The following is a 20,318-nucleotide window of genomic DNA, read 5'->3' on the forward strand; positions in this document are numbered from 1 at the left end:
GCCCTGGCTCTCCACTGTCGAGCAAGGCCTCGGTTCATTTCTTGTCGAGCAAAAGCCAGAGATCTTCGTCAATCTTCGTGAAGAAATCGAGGTTCACCAGAGCGGGCTCTTCGGCATCGGTAATGATGGCCGTGTACTCGACTCTCTTACACTGTTTTAGATTCGGGCAGGCCGCGAGCTTGGCCTTGAGCTCCTGCTCCAGGCCCAATGGATCGGTGGCGTTCTTGTAGTTGGTCTTGAACCAGTGGGCATTGACGATCTTCTGGAGGATGGTCTGCTCCAGGATTTCATTCCACGTGACATCGACCCTCAGACTGAACGTTATTGCCTTGTTGTCGATGATGAAGTCGCCAATGCGCTTTTCGGCTCGGCGCATTTCGATCTGGTTGTAATGGTCACTCGTCGTGATGAGATTGAGCCCCTCCTTGTAGCCGGAGCCCTTGAACTCGTCGGCGATCAAGTGGCTGCGGTTGAGGTTCTTGTTGGCAACATAGTGGGGCGAGTCCTCGGTGATGCCTCGGTTTTTCGGGTCTCCTGGTCCCTTGAGGCTGAGGTTGGTGCCCACGATGGAGGTCGTCAGCCCCAGCTTCGCATCGAACGTGACCACGAAGTGCTGGCCCTTCCTCGTCGTGTAGGTGATCTCGACGATGTCGCCCTTGACGACCTCGTCGATCTTGATCGGCTCGAATTCGTGGTGCTCGCCAGCGCTGACGGGGGTGAGGATCCTGCCGAGCTGTCCATTGGATTCGTACTGGACCTTGTTGCGGAGCTTGTCCTGAAGGGCGTTGTCCCTGGCCTGGGCTATCCCGTGGTTGCGCGCCTGTTCGGCGGCGACCTCGCCGGCTACATCTTGGAAGCTGGCCTTCAACCTTCCCCGCAGAGCGCCCTCGAGTTCCACCACGCTGCTCACGTGCTCGTCCAGAACGTGCGTCTTGGCGAACTCCAGGGCTGGTTTCCTCACGGCGTCGCTGTTGAAGGTGAAGCCCTTCCAGATTTCGATCGCCGGGTTGACGCTGGGGTCGGTCATGCCCGAGTTGAGTACGTCCGATTCCCACTTCTTCAGCAGTGCGTCCAACCGTTCGTTGGCGATCCGCAGGATGTCGGCTTCTTCCAGTGCCGGGCGCGATTCGCCGTAGGCGATGTCCACCGTCTGGCCAAACTCGCCCTTGACGGTGAACATCTTTCCGTTCTTGGCCAGGTCGATCATCGACGCGCCCGTCTGTTTCGAAGCAGAAGCGCCTAGGCCGGCCAGCGACTCCTGTTGGCCCAACACTTCGGCGCTCGGGGACCTCAACGTGAGCAGTTGGTTGGCCCTATCGTAGGTGGCGCCAAAGCTGGAGGTCAGTGTCGGCACCATCGTCTTGGGGTCCAGCTTCCTCCCGTGGTGGAGCATGCCTCCGCTGTGCTTGCCGAGAGCTGTCACCAGCGTCTGGCTGATCTTCTCCTTGGCGATGTATGCTTTTTCCACCTTGATGGTCTTTGGGACCTCGGCGGCAATCGCTCCTCCGAGCAGTTGGTCGAGATCCGTGACCTTGTACAAGTCACCATAGGCCGTGATCTCACCGGCCAGGGTCTGGAAGATCGCGGGCTGGACTCCCTTTTCGGTCCCGTTCAGGTCCTTCTTGGGGTCGGTACCGAGCTTCATGGCCTCCATCTGGGTTCTTTTGGCCACGGACCCGATGCCCTTGAGGTCATCGGCTTGTGTCTGCAGTTTCCTGGCAAGTTCCACGTCTCCGGTGCGCTCGGCATCGCGCTTGCGCTGGAGGAGTGCCCCCACTCCGCGCCCGAGCTTGTTGGACAGGAGCTCGCGCTTGGAGGCCATCTCGACATGGGCCCCCTGGCCGAGTGTGATGAAGAGGGTGTGACTGGCTCCGGCCATGCTCACGGGGCGCTCGAGCTTGTCGGACGTCTTTTCCGGCCCCTGACCCTTCCCGGCTTTTTCCTTACCGGGCTTGCCCTCGCCATCCTTCTTGCCAAGTTTGTCCGTAGCGCTCTTGCCCTTCGCCGGTTTCGTGCTCGCGTCCTTCTTGCCCCCCTTCTTCCCTCCTGGGGCGGGCGCCTTCGCGGGGGCCGCGGCGCTCTTGCCTCCCGCACCTCCCTTTCCACCGGCCGGAGCTCCTGCCGCCCCGCCTTCGTCCCACTTCGCCGGCTTGTGGTCCTCGCCTGCCTTGCTCCTGCCCGGCGCGCTCTGGCTGAGCAGGTCGCTCATGAACCTGCCGCCGTCGAACTCCACCTCCGTGAACTTCACCTCCGGCCACTGCTTGGAGCCCAGCACGTGCTCCACGTCCGCCCCGATTCCGAACTCCCCCGGCAGTGGGTACTCCAGGCTGCCCAGCGGCCACGTCCACTTGTCGTCCGGCAGCGGCGACCACCAGGGGCTGTCCACCTCGACGAACAAGTCTCCCCCCAGCCCCAGGAAGGGCTGCGCCGCCAGCTCCATGTGGCCCTGGATGTAGAACTCTCCCTCCGCTCCTGCGTTCTGCCGGTAGCCGATGGTGGGCGTGGCCTCCACGTAGCCTCTCACTCCCGCCAGCGCCCACACCCCCACCCCCGCCTTGATGTCGTGGCCGAGCAGCTCGACGCCCACGCCGCCCTCGGCCCGCAGCCTCAAGCCCGCGAACGCCGAGATGTTCAGCGTTGCCTGCAGGTTCAGCTCCTTGTCCACCCGCTTGTCTGTCGAGTACTGCCCCGACAGCTTGATGTTGTAGAGCTTGCCCGGCCCGATGGTGGCCAGCGCCTCCAGCCCGACATTGGCGAACACGAACACGTTGCCCACCACCGGCAACCCGTAGGCCGCTCGCGCCTCCAGCTTCAACAGGCTCTTCGTCCAGTCCTTCTGCTCGAAGAGGATGATCTCCTTGGGCGGGGCGAGCTCCCCCCGCACGGTGGCCTCACCCGTGCTGCCGACCACCACCTTCGCCTTCCCCGTGAGCCACTCCGTCAGCGAGAAGTCCAACTCGCCCCAGCCGCAGAAGGCGCGCGGTCCTGGTTTCGCCTGCGCTCCAGCCTCGCTCGGGCTCGCGGCTCCCGTGCCCGCGCCTGGGGCCCCCTCGCCACCTGGTGTGGGAAGTCCGCCGGCCTGTGGGTCCTTCGTCGTGATGTCACGCGCGGTGGCCGCATCCGTGGCGAGCAGGGTGATGGTGCCCTTGAGCCGGTCGCCCGCGTAGCTGGCCGTTCCCTGGATGTCGAGCACCCCCTGCTTCAGCCGCGCGTCGGCCCCACCGGACACCTTGCCGATGGATACCTCCAGGTGCGTTTCGCCAGTCAGGCCCGTTTCGGGGCTGTAGCCCACCTGGAGCTTGCCGCCCGAGCCACCGGGGAGCTTGACCTCGGCCTGGCCGCCGAAGCGCATCTGGCCGTTCTCGAAGCCGAGCTGTCCGCTGCCGGTGACGAAGCCGCTCAGGGTGAAGTCCACCGACTCGGCGCCCAGCTTCAGGACTCCGTTCTCCAACGTGTTGTGGAGCGACTTGATGCCAAGCTTCGACAGGCCCTTGAGGCCCAGGGCTTCGGGCTCCTTGCCGAGCAGCCCCAGCAACGCCGAGTCGTTCCGGGGCACCGCGCGTCCGGGTTTGCCGAGGGCGGCATGGCCGGTGATGACGTTGTTCTCGATACGCACCGCCAACACCAGCCTTCCGCCGAGGACGCCGTCGAGCGGGGGCAGGGAGAGGGGCAGTGCAGCACCCTGGCCCCTGGTGCTGTAACCGCCCTTGCCCTCGACGAGCTCGAGCTCACCCGCCGCGAGGCTCCCGAGCCGGGCCATGGCCCTCCCGTCCTCGTCGAGCCGCACAGAGGATGCGTCCAGCACACCCTTGCTCAAGTCGATCTCGCCCGGCTGGGCTTTCGGGTTCGTCTTGGGCGAGGGCGCCTGTTGGAGCTCGTCCCGCAGGTAGCGCGGAAGGGTGCTCTCGCGGCTCCGGGTCGTGGGCACACTCCCCTGGAGTTGCTTCCGGCGCTTCTCCAGCTCGGGCGCTGACGAGGACCTGGCGGACGGCTTGCGAACGGGTTCGAAGGCCATGGGCGTTCCTCACGACTCTCCGTAAAGGTAATGGAAGCGCACCACCCGCCCGAGCCAGGGAACCCATCCTGGATCGACATCGAGCCCCGCGCCGCGCACGCGGATGTCCACCTGCTGGATGTCGAACAGGATGTCGACATGGGTGCGTGTCGCGATGATGCGCGCGGGGCGGCGGATGAGTGTGTGGAGCCCGAGCCGTGCATGGAGGCGGCACCACCGCCGGGCCGCTGTCAGCAACTCCCGGAGCCTCGGGCCGAGCTCCTGCTCTTCATGCGGTGCGAGCGGGCTCGTCGCCTGAGCGGTGAAAACCACGCGCGAGGGATCCGTCGCGGGTGCGCCGAGCCGCTCGGCGATGAGTGCGAGGAGGCGGTCGGGCAGGTTGAGCTCGGCCAGGGACGGGTGCTGCTCGAGCAGTTTGGCAATTCCGATCCGCTCGAGAACGGGCACCAGGAAGAGGAGCCCGCCGACCACGGTGGGGCGAGGGTGCTCCGGCCACTCCGAGCGTGACACCGTCTCCGGTGCGGAGGCGGGTGCCGGCGGTTCCGAACCATGCTCGAGGGAAGATGGCTCCGGTCGGAGGGAAGGCCCGCGCGGGACAGGGCGCGTGAGTGGCGCGACGAGGCTGGCGGCTTCCGCCGAGCCCATGTTCTTCGCGGGAGCCTCCGGCGCAGGGCTCCCGGGCGTCATGCGCGCGGTGTTGTCGGAAGGGAGCCGCGAGGCCGCGGGCGTGAGCGTGGGTTCCTCCGCGGGGCTGGACGGCGCCGCGCTGGAGTTCTCTCCGGAGGGAAGAGCCTCGGCGGTCGCGGTGTTCGCGGTGGCGGAGGGCTCGGTTCCTTCGTGTCCGCCCTTTCGCTTCACCAGGGCCGGTGTGGAGACGAGCCTGGCCGCGAGGTGCGCCGCACGTTCGAGCAACCGGGCGTCGGCGAGCCGCCCCCGCCGTTCGATGACGAGGGCCGTCGCCACCAGCCAGATGGAGCGCGCATCCGTGGCGCTCCACGTCTCCACCCATCGTGTCACCGCGGCGCGCAGGGCGGGGGAGCGCGGTTCTTCCACTCGCGCGGGCGATGCCATTTCCTCGGGAGGAAGCACTGGGGCCGATGGTGCTCCCCCGAAGGACCGGACCAGTGCCGGGCCTTCCTGCCAACGCAGGGACTGGAGCAGGACGTCGAGGCTTCCCTGGGCATGCAGTGTCTCGACGAGCCGCACCGCGGCGGCCGGTCCCGCGCTCGTGCTCAGTGCGGTGGAGAGCGTCAGGCGCAGGGCCTCGTCGCGCGGCTGGGTGGGGTGGAATCCTGGCACGGCGAGCGGCCAGAACCAGGCGGCCACGGAGGCTCCGCGCGCCAGCCGCCCCGCGAGCAGCGTGGCGGGCTCCGCGTCGTCCCGGAAGAAGACGGCACCCCGGTGCGCGGCCGACGCATCCTCGGCGTGGACCGCGGACAGGGCCAGCTCGCGCACCCGCTGCTCCAGGGTGAGCGCGAGGCTCGAAGGCGGAAGGTGACCGTGGATGACCCCCACCGGGAGTGAGCGGATGAGGAGGACCCGGCTGGGGCCCGCGTCGGGGAACGAGGCGGTGCGCAGGGCGTCCTCGAGCAGCAATGCGCCGCGGCGCACCAGGGCCTCGTTCCTCGCCGACAGCCGGAGGATGTCCACGCGTCGCATCGGTTCACCACTCGGAGCCCATATAGGGGAGCAGCGCCCCCGTTCCGCGGGCGGGATCGGCGAAGCGTGCCGAGGTCTTCTCCGGCAGGTGCACCGTCGTCGACGAAGCCGACAGCACGCGCGCCTTGACGATGCTGGAGGAGAGGTCCTCGACCACGGCCTGGACGGTCTGTTCTCCGGAGCGGATGAGCACGTGCATGCCGATGCGCACGCGAGCCGGATCCACGGCGAGCTCGAGGGTGCCGCCCACCTTGGCCACGGACGGCTTGGAGACGTGGCCGGAGAGCAGCTCGTCGACGGGCGCGTGGCTGGCCAGCAGCAGGCAGATGCGCACCAGGTCGTTCATCAACGACACGGCCTCGGCCTCGGTGGTGACCACGCGCTGGAAGAGCCAGTCCACCAGCGTCTGCATCTCCCTCCGCTCCGTGACCTCCAGTTGATCCCACTGCGGAAGCCGCGAAAGGTCATGCAGGTCCACGGGAGCGTCGTACTGGCTGAGCTGCTCGGCCCATTCCAGGCGGATGGCGGGCAGCACCTCGCCGAAGCGCTGATAGAGACCGGTAGCCACCTTGGAGATGTGCTCCAGCTCGATGGCCGCGTTCCGGGCCACGTCCGAGCGGCCATGGGCCATGTCGATGAGATCGCCCAGGGAGAGCTGCTCGTGGGCGCTCTGCTGCAGCTCGAGCCAGGTCTGGGTGTAGAGGACGGCGGGCTCGAAGCGGATGAAGGCGCCGCGCTGGCGGGCGATGAAGTCCTCCCGGGCCGACATCAGCCGCGAGAGTCCCAGTGCGAGGCGCGTGGGCGTGCGTCCGGAGATGATGGGCAGCGAGACGGGCATCCGCTGGAGGGCGCGCACCTGCGCCCGGGCGAAGGTGCGGTGGATGAGCTCGGTGCGGTCCAGCCCGCGCAGGAACTGGGGCGCGAGGGAGAACCACTTGAGGGACGAGTCGCGGACGAGCTCGACATAGGCCAGCAGCTCGGGAGGCGCGGCGTCGGTGCTGGCGAACACCTCGGGGAGGATGTCCTTCACGAGACCCGGGTCCAGCAGCCGCGAGGGCGTGTCACGGGTGAGCTCGCGGTGGCGGGCACGTTGGAAGACGAGGAAGGGGACGTGCTGCTCGAGGACCTGCGCTCGGCGCTGATTGACAGCATCGATGCGGGCCATCTCCTCGGCGAGCAGGGCGCGCGCCACGGTGACGTCCTGGCGGCCCTCGGCCACCTCTCCGTCCACGAGCCGCATGCGCTTGTCGAGCTCGGACCAGAAGGCCTCGATCTGGTCGAGGGTCGCCTTGTAGTTGCTCACGGAGCTCACGCGCGTCGTCATGCGGAGCTCCAGGGTCCGCAGCAGGGCGAGCGTGTTCTCCAGGTGGCGCAGCGCCGTGGAGAAGTAGTCGGATTCCGTCCACTTCAACCGGGCCTGGGCGAGTGCCCGCCGCACGTTCTCTGGCTCCTCATCGAGCCGGCGGAGGGCGTCCTCGAGCAGCGCCGCGTTGTTCACCAGGTCGCGGAGCGACAGGTCCTCCCGGACGACGGTCTTCGTGTCGATCTCCGTTCTGCCCGGCCATGTGACGGAGAGGAGCTTCACCCTCCGGGGCGAACTGCCGGAGGCGATCTTGGAAATTCCCAGCAGGGACATGTTCGTGAGATCGAGCCCGATCTCCTTCACCCGGACGATCTTCTTCACCAGTTCGATGAGCTGCGCGGTCAGGTCCCTCCGGACCGTACTGGCCTGTTCCAGCGCCTCCATGGCATCCGACAGGCGGATGCGCGCCAGTCCCACGCGCGGGTGGAAGCGCGTGAGGAAGTCGTTGTTGCTGTTCTGGGTCACCAGTGGGCTGCCCACCAGGGTGCTGCCGAAGGTGGCGGACACGGCGAGCCGGCTGGCCTCCGTGCTGCTGGTGAGCATCAGCTCGCGGACGTGTTGGAACTCTTCCTGGATTCGTGCGCTACCGGTGCGCACGAAGTCGATGGCCTGTTGATGGAGGCCCTCGATGTTGCCAATGAGCCCACGGAGTCCCTGCTGCCTCACGGTCACCCTCGTGCTGTCGGCCACCTTCTTCAGGTGCAACAGCCCGCTGGTGGAAGCCATGAAGACATCGATGGGATTGGTGCCATCGAGCACGACGCTGAACGCCTGGCGGCTGGTGCTCGCGTAGAGGAACTGCCGCGTCAGCAGCTCGGGGGTCTGCCAGCGGCCCTCGTCGAACAGCCGGTACGTGAGGGGCCCAGGCGTGGAGGCCAGGTCATCCCACCAGAACGCGTGGATCCTCCCGTCCCCCTTGGAGACAACCTCGAGCGCATCGGCGTTCGTCTTGCTCACCATCTGCATGCCGAACTTCCAGCTCCCGGCGTCGTACCAGCCGTGCCGGATTCCCTGGCTCGCACCATTGCTCAGCACGAGCACGTCGAGCCGAGGGGGCGTGGCGTCCGCCTTGGAGACGCAGGCCGCGAGCTGGAATCCCTTGAGGCTCTTCACCTCGACCACGTCGAGCGTCGCGTCTCCATCCACCTGGCGCAACTTGGGGTCGTCGCCTTCGTGGAAGCAGGAGAGGTGGTGGAGCCAATACTCGGAGCTGCTGTCTGTTGGGGAGCGGCCCAGGTAGAGCAGCTCGAGCTGTCCCGCTCGTGGGCTGAGCGCCACGAGCTGGTTCACGGTCCTGCTGACGCTGGTGTTCAGCACCTCCATGTCCAGGTTGAAGGTTGGATATCCGGCGGAATCCTTGAATTCGAGGCAGGAGACCTTCCGGATGCCGCTCTTGGTCGCCACGAACGCGTCGATACGTCCGGGCCCCCAGGATACGGCGGTGAAGTGCAGGATATCGGAGGGGGAGATGCCCGCGCCCAGGTGCTTCGGAGCGCTCGTCACCCAGCGCGTGGGCGTGCGTCGCATGAAGGCAACATGGGGGTATGAGCCCGGGCCCGAGCCGCTGTCCCAGGGGAATCTGGAGTAGGCGAGGACAACGACCACCAGATCGTCGCCGCTCCAGACCGCTTTGAAGTCCAGCCAGGCCGCCGGGTAGTAGAGGAGGTCGCGAGCCACCGGTGCGTCCTTGGCGAAGCGGCGCAGCGACAGGTACGAGCTGGAGAAGGACGTGTAGTACCGGGTGAGCACCGCGAAGGTGCCCTTCGTCGGCGAGGCCGCGGTGGATACCGCGCTGGAGTCCCATCCCAGTTGCTCGGGTTGGGCCCAGGTGCCATTGAGCCACAGGGCCTCCTCGAGCACGGGCACGGTGTTGCCCTCGGTCCCGTAGGCTCCCTCCTCCGGCCCGTACTGGCTCGGGTCGAGCGGGCCCGTCCCTGGGAACTCTCCCGGGATGGTGGAGGGATCCGAGGGGTAGCGGTTCGACCGTTCGCCCTCGAGCGCGTTGAGCAGCAGCGTGGCCTTGCCGCGCAGATCCGTGCGGCGCCTCAGCCATTCTCCGAGCCGCTCGAGCCCGGAGGTGATCGCCTTGGGGAAGGCGGGGTCGAGCAGCTCGCTCTGGAGCAGGCGGGGCTCGAAGTGGGCCTCGGGCACGGGGACGAGCACGCGCACGCGCTCCTGCTCCGAGGTGTCCAGCGGCGCGAGCGAAGCGCTGGCGAGCGCCACCGCGTCGAGCTGCTCCAGCGGCATGGGGGCCGCGTCGATGATGAAGGACGCGGGGAAGAAGCGGTGCGTCCACTGGCGGAAGTCGAGGGCCTGCTTGGGCAGGCGGCCCACCGGAGGCAGGAAGGCGAAGGACTGGATGGCGGTGCCATCGGTGAGCTGCTCGGGCGAGAAGGCGTCGAGGTGCTCGGAGAACTGTTGGAGGCGGGCCTGCCAGAGCAGGGGATTGCCGTGCGCCTCGAGGAGCGGAGGGCGGCTCCGGGGCGCTCCACCCGCGCGCACCACGCAGGCGCTGTCCGCGAAGAGCGGCGTGGCGGGCGCATCCATGTGCATGGGCGGCGTGAAGCCGATGAGGGCCAGGGGCACGCCCACTTCCTCCCAGGGGGCGTACGTCTGGTGGGGGCGCTGGCGCTCGGCCTCGAAGAGGGTCCAGGCCAGGCGGTTGCGCCAGTCGAGCGCCTCCGGGTCGGGCATGGGCCAACTCCCGGGCCAGGCGAAGAGCACCAGCGCGCAGCCGTCCACCAGCCGCTGGTCCTCGAGCGCATGCCGCTCCGGATCGAGCTCGGCCGGGTCGTTCGGGTCCGGCGGATCGTCCCGCTTCGACACCACGGGCACCAGCACGAGCACGGCGGCTCGCAGGCCCTCGTGTGTCTGGGTTGCCTTCACGCTGGCCAGGACGTCGAGGTCGAAGCTCGAGGTGTCCTGGCCCTCCCCCAGCCGGAAGACCGGCACGTGGTCCACGCGGACACGGGTGGTACGGGGCTGCAGCACGTCCTCGCCACTGACGGTCAGTCCCAGACCGGGGCCGATCTCGAAGACGTGAAGGTCTTCCTTTCCGTCCACGTCGGGCTCGCGCTCCAGGCGGACCTCGAGGCCGGCCACCACGCCGGGGGCCACGAGCTGGCCGCGCAGCGCGAGCCGGCCCGAGCGCTCTCGCTGTTCGAGGGAGAGGGACTCCGCGGAGAGCGCGCGGTCCGTGTAGAGGTGGGGGCGGACGCGCCAGCCGGCGTTGACAAAGGTCCGCGGTGGAGGCTCCACCTGGAGGATGTGCTCGTCGGGGAGAGGCGCCTTCAGTGGTTTCGTGCTCATGGGCTACCTGTTCACCGCTTGAGGCCTACGTAGGGAAGGAGGGCGCCCGTGCCGCGGGCGGGATCCGAGAAATACGCGGAGGTCTTCACCGGCAGGTTCACCGAGGGCGCCGTGGTTGACAGCACGCGCGCCTTCACCACGCCGGAGGAGAGGTCCTCGACGACGGCCTGGACGGTCTGCTCGCCGGAGCGGATGAGTACGTGCATGCCAATGCGCACGCGAGCTGGATCCACGGCGAGCTCGAGGGTACCACCCACCTTGGCCACGGACGGCTTGGAGACATGGCCGGAGAGCAACTCATTGACCGGAGCATGGCTGGCCAACAGCAGGCAGACGCGCACCAGGTCGTTCATCAGCGACACGGCCTCGGGTTCCGTGGCGACCACGCGCTGGAAGAGCCAGTCCACCAGCGTCTGCAGCTCCCTCCGCCGGGTGATTTCCAGCTGGTGCCACTGGGGCAGCCGTGAGAGGTCATGCAGGTCCACGGGAGCGTCGTACTGGCTGAGCTGCTCGGCCCATTCCAGGCGGATGGCGGGCAGCACCTCGCCGAAGCGCTCGTAGAGGCCGGTGGCCACCTTGGAGATCTGCTCCAGCTCGGTGGTCGCGCGCCCGCCCACGTCCGAGCGGCCATGGGCCATGTCGATGAGATCGCCCAGGGAGAGCTGCGCGTGGGCGCTCTGCTGCAGCTCGAGCCACGTCTGCGTATGGAGGATGGCGGGCTCGAAGTGGACGAAGGCGCCGCGCTGGCGGGCGATGAGCTCCTCCCGGACGGACATCAGCTTGGAGAGTCCCTGCGCGAAGCGCACCGAGGTGCGGCCGGCGATGATGGGCATCTTGACGGGCACCCGCTGGGTGGCGCGCACCTGTGCCCATTCGAACGTGCGGTGGATGAGCTCGGTGCGGTCCAGCCCGCGCAGCAGCTGGGGCGCGAGGGTGAACCCCTTGAGGGACGAGTCTCGGATGAGCTCGATGTAGGTCAGCAGCTCGGGAGGCGCGGCGGCGGTGCTGGCGAACACCTCGGGGAGGACGTTCTCGACGAGGCCCGGATCCAGCTGTCGCGAGGGCGTGTCGCGGGTGAGCTCGCTCTGGCGGGGGCGGTGGAAGACGAGGAAGGGGACATGGTCCGCGAAGACCTGCCTGCGGCGCTCGTTGATGGCGTCGATGCGGACCGTCTCCTCGGCGAGCAGGGCGCGGGCCACGGTGACGTCCTGGCGGCTCTCGGCCACCTCGCTGTCCACGAAGCGCAGACGCGTGTCGAGCTGGGACCAGAAGCCCTCGAGCTGCGCGAGGACCTCCTTGTAGCTCTCCATGGCGTTCGCCTGGGGCGTCGTGCGCCGCTCCAGTTCCCGCAGCAGGACGAGCATGTCCTCCAGGTGTTGCACCGCGGTGGAGAAGTAGTCGGACTTCTCCCAACGGAGGGGCTTGTGGTTGAGGAGGGCCCGGTCGACGGCCTCCAGCTCTTTCCCGATGCGCTCGAGCACGGCCTCGAGCGTGCTCGCGTTGGTCACCAAGTCGGCCAGCAGGATGCTCTCCCGCTCGACGGCCTTGCTCGACCCGCCGGTCGTACTGGGGATGAGGATGGCCTCGATGGGCGTGCTCATGTCGTAGACCTTCACCTTCACGACCCCGGCCACCGTCATGCCCGTCACGTCGATTCCGAGCTCCTTCACCAGATCGACGAGGCGGGCCATCAGCTGACGCCGGGTCGCGGTCGCCTGCTCCAGCGTTTCCCGGGCATCCTGCTCGCTGGTGGGATCCTCGTACTCCGGCTCGTAGCGCTTGCGGAGGAAGCGCGTGAAGTAGCTCTCGATGTCGGACCGGGCCGCCAGAGGGCTCTGCACCATGGTGGCGCCGAGGATCGGTGACACCACGAGCCGGCTGGCTTCCGTGTGGCCGCTGATCATGAGCTGGCGCACGTTCTGCGTGTCCGCCTGCAGCTGGGTGGAGCCGGCGCGGATGAACTCGTCCATGCGGCCCAGCAGGCTGTCCGTCTGGTTGAGGAGCCCCCGGAGCCCTTCCTTCTCCACCAGTGCCCGCGCGCTGTCGGGCAGCATCTTCAGGTGCTGGAGCCCCTGGACCGAGGCCAGGAACAGGTCGATCTGACTGGTGCCATCGAGAATGACGCCGAGGGGCTGCGCGCTGTCGTGGAGCTGCACTTGCGTCAGCACGACGGAAGTGTTCCAGCGGGTGCCGTCGAACCAGCCGTACATCAGCGGCGAGCCCGTGGTGCTCTCCTGCTTCCACCAGAAGGCGTGGACCCGGCCATCGAGCCGTGACGCGGCCACGAGCACGTTGCCCGCGGTCGTGCTCACCAGTTCCGTGTCGAACTTCCAGTCCGTGGCGTACCGCCCGTGGCGGATTCCGTCTTTACCCATCACCAGGGCGTCGAGCTGGGAGGGGCCCGTGAGGCAGACCGACAGGACGGTGCCCGTGGCGTCGGTCGTCTCGACCATTTCGCTCTGGCTCAGGTCCTCGCTCCCCTCCATGTGGAAGCCGGAGATGTGGTGGAGCCAGGGTTCGCCCGTGGCTCCCGTCTCGTTTCCCAGGAAGAGCAGCTCGACGCGCCCATCCTTGCTCCGCTGGAGCGCCGCCATGGCACTCACCTGCCTGCCCGCAGCCTCCAGGAGGGAGAGCATCCTCGGCTGATCATCCCTGCCACGGAGCCAGGTGCACTTGAAGAGCTTGTAGTCCGTGACGGAGCCCGCATCCGTCACCGTGGTGGTCTCCACGGCCATGAACGTGTCGAGCCGCCCCGCTGCCCAGGACACGGTGGCGAAGTGCGGAACGCGTGTGGCCATCACATGCTCCAACTCCACCCACTCCCAGCCCGTGTCTTTCAGGTGATGGTAGATGCGCAGGAAGAAGCTGCGGTCCGACCCGGTCGTCTCGAGAGTCCCCAGGGGCACGGGGGGCGGGATGGTCTGGCTGATGAGCGCAACCAGCACGAGCCCGTCCCCGCTCCAGACCGTCCTGAACCCCTCGAGGCGTTGATCCGCGCCGAGCAGCACTTTGGGGATGCTCTCCCAGGGCTGCCAGGTTTCGTTGTAGAGGGTGTGCATCAGCGTGGCGTCACCCTGACGGGAGACGAGCCCGAACTGGCCGGTCCTCGAATCCGCGGTGGCCACCTCGTCGGTTTCGATTCCCAGCAGCGCGGGCACGTCCCAGGTTCCGCCCTGTCCCCATTGCAGCAGGGCCTCTTCGAGCGCGGGGACGGAATTGCCCTCGGTGCCGTAGGCCTCCTCCTCCGGGCCGTACTGGGTCTCGTCGAGTGGATCCGTGCCCTTGACCTCGCCCGGGATGGAGGCGGGATCCGGCTCCGGGAACCGGTTCGGCTTCTTGCCCTCGAGCACGTTGAGCAACAGCGTGGCCTTGTCGCGCAGGTTCTTGCGGCGCCTCAGCCACTCGCCGAGCCGTTTGAGCCCGGAGGTGATCGTCTCGGAGAAGGCGGGGTCGATGGCCTCTCCCCGCAGCAGGTTCGGATCGAAGTGGACCTCGGGCACGGGGACGAGCACGCGCACGCGCTCCTGTTCCGCGGTGTCCAGCGGCGCGAGCGAGGCACTGGCGAGCGCCACCGCGTCGAGCTGCTCCAAGGGCACGGGGGCCGCGTCGATGATGAAGGACGCGGGGAAGTAGCGGTGCTTCCACTCGAAGAGGTCGACCGCGCGCTTGGGCAGCACACCCACCGGAGGCAGCCGGGCGAAGAAGCGGACGGAGGTGATGAGCTGCTGGGGTGGGATGGAGGCGAGGTGTTCGGAGAACTGCTGGATGCGGGCCTGCCAGAGCAGGGGATTGCCGTGTGCCTCGAGGAGCGGAGGGCGGGTGCGAGGCGCCCCACCGGCGCGCACCACGGAGGCTCGGTCGGCGAAGAGCGGCGTGGCGAGGTCAAGGATGTGGGCGGGTGGAGAGAAACCGATGAGGGCCAGGGGCACGCCGACCTCCTCCCAGGGGGCGTACGTCTGGTGGGGGCGCTGGCGCTCGGCCTCGAAGAGGGTCCAGGCCAGGCGGTTGCGCCAGTCGAGCGCCTCCGGGTCGGGCATGGGCCAGCCCCCGGGCCAGGCGAAGAGGACCGGTGTGCAGCCGTCCACCCAGCGCTGGTCCTCGATGGAGTAGGCGTCCGGGTCGGTGGAATCGGACGGATCGTCCTTCCTGGACACCACGGGCACCAGCACGAGCACGGCGGCTCGCAGGCCCTTGTGCGTGGCGGCCACATCGCTGTTGGACAGGATGCTGATGTCGAAGCTCGAGGGCTCCTGCCCCTCTTCCAGCCAGAAGGCCGGCACCTGGTCCACGCGGACGCGGGTGATGCGAGGCAGCAGCACGTCCTCGCCACTGGCGGTCAATCCCAGACCCGCGCCGATCTGGAAGAGGTGGACGTTCCGCTTCTCGAGCTCGTCGTACCGGGTCTCCAGGCGGACCTCGAGGCCGGCCACCACGCCGGGAGCCACGAGCTGGCCGCGCAGCGCGAGCCGGCCGGAACGCTCGCGCTGTTCGGTGGAGAGGGACTCGGCGGAGAGGGCGCGGCCCGTGTGGAGATGGGGGCGGCTGCGCCAGCCGGCGTCGACGGTCGGTCTCGGCCGGGGCTCCACCTGGAGGATGTGCTCGTCGGGGAGCGACTCCTTCAGCGGTTTCGTGTTCATGGGCTGCCTTCCCTCGTGTCCGGGACTAGTAGGGGGGGTGCTCGTAGTTCTTCCTGAACGCGGCGACGGCGTCGTCCAGCGTCTTGCCTTCGAACAGAGACTTGTAGACGGTCTCCTGGAGGAGCCCGCTCTTGCCGTCCTTGCTGGCCAGGAGCGCGTACTTGTCCAGCTCGACCACGGAGCTGGCTCGCGCGAAGTGGGGCAGCGCGATGGTGTACTGGTATTTCTCGGCCACGGCGCTGAGCAGCTGTGAGAGCCCCACGCCCCGGTACTCGTAGGTGTAGCGCTGTTGCACGCGCTGCACCGCTCCGGAGTTGATCCACTTCTGGCGCAGGATCTCTCCGCCCGCGCCCGCGAAGAGCTGCTTGCCCGCGGCGTAGTTTCCCTCCGCGTAGGAGCGCATCAGGGTGTAGGCCCGGGAGATCGCGAGCGCCGTGGCGCGCTTCGGGAGCGAGCCGAACTCGTCGTAGAGCTCCGCTTCCCGGAGGACCTTCGTGAAGTCGTCCTCGAGATCATCCGGCTCCTCCACGGTCTGGCCAATGGCCGCCGGCTTGTAGGGGAAGTTCCGGCGGCGCGCATACCAGAGTGTGGTCGCGCTGGAGAGCAGGGTGCTCCAGGCAGCGTCGGCCAGGCTGGGCCCGGTGGAAGTGGTGGTCGAGGAGGTGGTGTCGGCCGCGAGCGCCGTCCGCCGCAGCGTCAGGGCCCGGAGCGCCTCGCCCGGCTGGCGTCTGGCCACCAGCCCCGAGGCGGTAGCGCGCAACTGCACCGTCGCGCTCCGCTCCGCCGGGAAGAGCGTGGAGAGGGCCTGGTCCATCGACTGGCGGGAGACCGGGACCAGCACCAGCACCGAGGTCGAGGACAGCTCCTCACCCGTCCGCGTGAGGTCGATGGGGGAGAGGAAGAGGCTCTCCTCCAGCAGCGCGCCCAGCTCATCCTCAGGGACGACCGAGAGCTCCACGTCCACCTCGGGCGGGAAGAAGACCTCGGTGAGACTCTTCGGGTCCACGGCCGCCACCGGGAGCGGGCCGGCCGGGGGCAGGGTGAAGAAGTGCTCGCTCGCCGCGAAGCGCTCGCCGCGGTTGGATTTCTTCCGGTCCGCGAGCACCTCCTTCAGGTGCTGCTGGTACTGCAGCAGGTGGGCCTCCCGCAGCGCGCGAGGCGCCTGGCTGAAGCCGAGGAAGTCCGTCTGCTCCGAGCCCACCTCGCGCCGCACCAGGTACTTGTCGATCCATCGGATGACGCCATGGTCGAGCGCGATCATCGCGATGGGCAGCGCGTCCACGGGAGGTCGCATCCCTCCGTTGCGGACGAAGGTCTCGTGGGCCACCCGCGAGCGCCGTGACTCATAGCCCGCCCCCGCATGGCTGTCCGGATAGGGGATGAGGGTGACGGCGGTGGCTTCGATGATGTCGCCATCCTGCGCGGTGCGCGTGCCGCCCGCCGAGCTGGGGTAGGAGGCCACCGGGTTCGCCGTGTACTCCACCGGCCTCAGCGCCACGATGTAGAGCCCGGAGCGGTTGCGCGCCGTCTCGCGCGGAATCTGCGCGAGCCCGAAGGCCGCATCGAGCCGTTGGATCTCCGGGATGTCGTCCAGCCGGACGTTCGCCAAGTCCCGCGGGATGACCACCGCTTCACCCGAGGGCGTGACGCCATGTCCGGCCGTGATGCGCAGCGCACGCGGATCCGGTCCGTTCTCCACGTGGAGCCCCGCCACGACGCCGATCCCTCCTCCGCGGCCGAGGTCCGCCTGCCGCGTGAGGAAGTAGGTCTGTTCGCGTGTCAGGTCCTTGGCCGTCAGGAAACGGCCATCGAAGAAGAAGGAGCGCAGCCGCCGGTCGTCATGGACCAGGGTCCCCGCCGTTTCGAGCTTCTTGACCACGTTCGGCTCGAGCTGCTCGCGGGCCGGTCCTCTTGTCGTATCGAACATCGCACCCAACCTCTCTGGTTTCTTGATGTCTAGATGCCCAGCCAGCGCGTCAGCGCCGCCACCGAGACGGCGAAAGGACGCAGCTCGTTGTCCACGCTCACGGTCCCCGTCCGGACGGGCCGGTTGCCGCTATCGGTACCGCCGGAGACGCCGATCACCACCCGCGCGAGGAACACCCAGGCGGGATCCGGCTCCTTGCCCTCCGGCTGGCTCTTGTCGAAGCGCAGCTCGTCCGGAAGGAAGGCGCTGCCCCAGAGCTGGTCCAGCAGCGCCGGGCGTCCCGGGTGCCAGGAGTCGAGGATCGCGTTCTTCAGCGCGCCGCGCCGCGCCGCCGTGTCCCCGGGAGTCGAGGGATCCGGCCAGGGTTTGCCGCCCGTGGGCAGGGGCCAGGGGCTGTCGGGGACGTTGGGAGGATGGAGCTCCGTGCGAGGCACGAGCCGCAGCTCGTAGCCATCCCGCAGGCGCGCGGGCGACACCGCGTCCGTCGCATCGTAGAGGCCCGAGGCCATCGCCGGCGTCCAGCCGCGCTCGTACACGCGGAAGCGCAGGAAGAGATCGGCCACCACGCCCAGGTCGGGCAGGCCGGTGACGCTCGGCCCGACGTTGAAGTCGGCCTTGGGCCGCCGCAGCAGCTTGCCGGGCTCATACCCATCGAACCAGCGCTTCACCCGGATGCAGGACTTGGAGGACACCTCCACCTGCCGGCCCAGCGGATCGAGCGCCAGGCCCGGGTAGACGGCGAGCTCTCCCTCCTCGATGGGATCCATCGCGTTCGTTTCATGGGCCACGCGCAGTCCGGACGCGGTGCCCACCCCATGCAGGGTCGCGAGCGCTCGCGCCAGCCGGCCCCGGTGGTACGTCTGTTCCGTCACGAAGTCCGTGGTGTCGAGGAGGACGCCAGTCGCGTAGTACGTGCGGTCTGGCGCCTCGTTCTCGAGCAGCGGATCCTTGGGCGTGCTCATCGGTCAACCTCCTGCGTGAAGTCGAGGGTCGAGGCTGGGCGGGCGCTCGATCAGGTTCTTGCTCCCGAGCGCGTTCCGCCCCACGCGCATGGGTTGTGGCCTGGACGTCGGGCCCAGATACGTGTCGAGGCCGACGAGCGAGGCCACTCCCACCATGAGGGGCTGGCTCGCCAGCTTCACCGCGAGGCTCACGTGCGCGGGGGCTTCCTGCTCGGCCACGCGCTGGATGAGGCCGAACTCCTGTGCATCGAAGTCCTGGTGCACCAGCACCGTGACGCGGTGGGCCTGCTGGTTGAAGAACTCCTCTACCGCGGCCTCCTCGGCCGCCGTCTTGGGAAGGTCCTCCCCGAAGAGCGCGAGGAACTCCTTGCGTCGCTCGTCACCCAGGAAGAGTGTGTCTCCCACGAACGAGTTGCCGCTCTGGTGCAGGCCGGGCAGGAGCGGATCCTCGTCGTCCGACAGGTCGATGCCGAGGATGGTGGAGAAGGTGCGGCGCAGCCGGAACTCCTCCACGATGACCAGGCCGCCCTGGGACACGGCACCGCCCGTGAGCGCATCCAGGGCCAACGACAGGCCGCGCAGCGTGCCCCGCCAGGGCCGGATCGCCGGGGCCGCCTCCAGCATCTGGCGCCGCTGCTCGCGCGAGAGCGCGGGATCGAACGAGACGCCGAGCCAGGCCGCCAGCCACTCGAGTGACTCCTCTGGCACCGTGCGCGGATCCGTGAGGAGCGAGGCGCTCGCGATCCGATCCTCGAGCGGTGTGAGGATGCCCTCGGCGAGACCGAGGAAGCGCTCGAGGAAGTCAGCGGGGGTGCTCGTGCCCTTCGCATCGGCGTCCGGGCCGAAGAGCTGCTCGCGGTAGAGCTCCGGCAGGTAGTTCTCCGCGTAGGAGAAGCGGGGGCCATGGGCCCGGAGCGCGAAGAGCTCGGGAGTGGAGCGGCCGTCACCGACGAGCTGGACGCGCACCCATAGGTAACGCCCCTGGAGCGTCCGGACGCGCAGGCCCGCGCGCTGGACGAGGACGGTGAAGAGCCCCCGGCGCTCCGGCTCGGGCGCTTCGGTCATCAGTCCGGAGTGGAAGGGCAGCTCCGAGGGCGTGGGCAGCCATACGCCTCGAGGCACATGGAGCGCGGTGCTCGCCGGGGCCACGTCGCCGAAGACGTGCTCGTGCCAGGCGGACGGCTCGTCGTCGAGGGGGCGCTGGGGCGTGCTCGTCGCGGCGAGGAAGACGCGGATGCCGCAGCGGGGCGGAATGCAGGCCTCCAGGTAGAGCCGGTGCCAGATGGCGCGGGCGCTGCCTCCGTCGATCAGGGGCGTGCCGGCGCCCGTCTGGTTCCGCATGCTGCCCGTCGTCGCGAAGGATGGCAGGGAGATGGGGTGCAGGGGCGCGGGCGCGCCGTCCTGCGTGGGGTAGTGCGGAGGCGCCGTCAGTCCATGCAGCAGGGGGCCCGCCGCGTACGAGGTGAGGGGGTAGTAGTCCCCGAGCGGGGCGGCGCTCGGGACATCCTCGAGCGCGTAGGCCACGGCGATGATGGACGGGGTGGACGTGCGCAGGAGCACGACGAGGCGATCGGCCGACAGCCACGCGAAGCTGATGGGCCGGCGGGCGCGCAGGAGGGTGATGGGCGTCGTCAACCCATTGCCCGTGAAGAAGCGGATGCGCGCATCGTTCCCGGAAGCGCCGGCACTGGCGGCGTCGTACACCCAGCTGAGCAGGGCGAGCCGGCCCTCGGGGCTGGTCGCGAGCCCCACCAGTACCTCGCCCGGCAGCGGGGGCGCATCCAGCACGAGCGACATCCTCGGGGGATCCGTGTCCTCTTCCTGCGGCCGGAAGACCGTGGGAGCACGTTCGCGCAACACGTCCCGGTGCAGCGGAAGGCCCGAGACCCGGGCGAGCCGCACCCGTGCGGGACTCGCGGGCGAGAAGGACGTGGGCCGTGGAATCGCGAAGACGCCTCCCGTCGGAGCGGGGGCGAGCCGCCACGCCTGGAAGTCCTCCACCGAGACGGTCGCCGGAGCCCAGCGGTTGCGCAGGTCCTTCAAGAGGACCTTGCCGCCGCCATCGGCGACGTACAGGACGTCATCGTTCCCGAGCACCAGGTCCGAGGGCAGGCTGAGCGGATTGCCCGGATCGAAGGAGAGCAGCCCGAGGGGCTCGGCGTCCGCTCCCGCGGCCATGATGGCGCCCTGCTGCGCGTCGAGGTACGCCCAGGTGCCGAAGGCGTCGAACGTGCCCGGCGTCTGCTGGACGAGCAGCTCGGCCTCGGCCTGGCCCGCGGCATCCGCGGGCTCGTCCCAGTGGAAGTCCCCGGGCGCGCTCGCCAGCCGCACGGTGCGGCGGCTCGAGTCCCGGTGGACGTTGGAGTGCCCGTCCTTGTCCAGGAGCGGCTCCCAGTGGCGGAGGGGATCCGCCATCATCCAGAATCGCTGTTGGTTCGCGTCCATG

At 68.6% G+C, this 20,318-nt stretch carries 7 protein-coding genes; all 7 read right to left on the reverse strand.

What is annotated here, in order from left to right; all coding sequences use genetic code 11:
- Positions 1–34 precede the first annotated feature (34 nt).
- Genes DAT35_RS00275 through DAT35_RS00305 form a run of 7 tightly spaced genes read right to left on the reverse strand, consistent with a single transcriptional unit; the run spans position 35 to position 20,317 of the window.
- On the reverse strand, positions 35–4,015 hold the full coding sequence (locus DAT35_RS00275; RefSeq protein ID WP_108064847.1) for a DNA/RNA non-specific endonuclease: 3,981 nt from the start codon (positions 4,013–4,015) through the stop codon (positions 35–37).
- A 9-nt stretch (positions 4,016–4,024) separates the two neighbouring features.
- Positions 4,025–5,674: a hypothetical protein gene (locus tag DAT35_RS00280; protein ID WP_108064848.1), complete on the reverse strand. Its 1,650-nt coding sequence runs from the start codon at positions 5,672–5,674 to the stop codon at positions 4,025–4,027.
- A gap of 4 nt (positions 5,675–5,678) precedes the next feature.
- A complete protein-coding gene (locus DAT35_RS00285; RefSeq protein ID WP_108064849.1) occupies positions 5,679–10,346 on the reverse strand; it encodes a hypothetical protein in 4,668 nt (1,555 codons plus the stop codon).
- Between the two features lie 11 nt (positions 10,347–10,357).
- Complete coding sequence (locus DAT35_RS00290; protein ID WP_108064850.1) at positions 10,358–14,983, reverse strand: hypothetical protein; 4,626 nt, start codon at positions 14,981–14,983, stop codon at positions 10,358–10,360.
- A 25-nt stretch (positions 14,984–15,008) separates the two neighbouring features.
- Positions 15,009–16,910 (reverse strand): hypothetical protein, encoded by a 1,902-nt coding sequence (locus tag DAT35_RS00295; protein WP_108064851.1) that lies wholly within the window; start codon positions 16,908–16,910, stop codon positions 15,009–15,011.
- A gap of 29 nt (positions 16,911–16,939) precedes the next feature.
- A complete protein-coding gene (locus tag DAT35_RS00300) occupies positions 16,940–17,872 on the reverse strand; it encodes a hypothetical protein (RefSeq protein ID WP_108064852.1) in 933 nt (310 codons plus the stop codon).
- A gap of 3 nt (positions 17,873–17,875) precedes the next feature.
- Entirely contained in the window at positions 17,876–20,317 is a 2,442-nt protein-coding gene (locus tag DAT35_RS00305; RefSeq protein WP_108064853.1) for a phage tail protein, read from the reverse strand.
- Position 20,318 lies beyond the last annotated feature (1 nt).

Origin of the sequence: Vitiosangium sp. GDMCC 1.1324 (genome assembly GCF_003044305.1) — a bacterium.
Classification (GTDB): domain Bacteria; phylum Myxococcota; class Myxococcia; order Myxococcales; family Myxococcaceae; genus Archangium.